Origin of the sequence: Psychrobacter proteolyticus (assembly GCF_038155145.1) — a bacterium.
Classification (GTDB): domain Bacteria; phylum Pseudomonadota; class Gammaproteobacteria; order Pseudomonadales; family Moraxellaceae; genus Psychrobacter; species Psychrobacter proteolyticus_B.
This window is the reverse complement of the sequence record NZ_JBAKAY010000043.1, coordinates 1-250: the sequence shown is the minus strand read 5'-3', so window position 1 is coordinate 250 and position 250 is coordinate 1. Positions and strand designations below refer to the sequence as shown.

Annotated in this window: 1 protein-coding gene; it reads left to right on the top strand. The window is 63.2% G+C overall.

Features of this window, described 5'->3' with window-relative positions; all coding sequences use genetic code 11:
- A partial coding sequence (locus V6252_RS12940; RefSeq protein ID WP_341610723.1) for an ExbD/TolR family protein occupies nt 1–250 on the top strand: 250 nt, incomplete at both ends.

Genomic DNA, 250 nt, shown 5'->3' with positions numbered 1-250 from the left:
CTCGACCACGTTTGACAGTCGACGCGCCCTGGACCTGATTCTGCCGCAATCCAGCCAGGCCAGCGCCGTGGAGCAGGCGCCGCTGATCATGCCCATCGGCGCCAAGGGAGATTTCACGCTCGGGGACACCTCGCTCACCGTGTCAGCATTGGGGACTGCGCTTGCACGACACAAGGACCAGGCTGATCGCTTCGGGTTGATCCTCGAAGCCGATGGCCGTACGCCACATGCGAAGGTGGTGAAAGCGTTG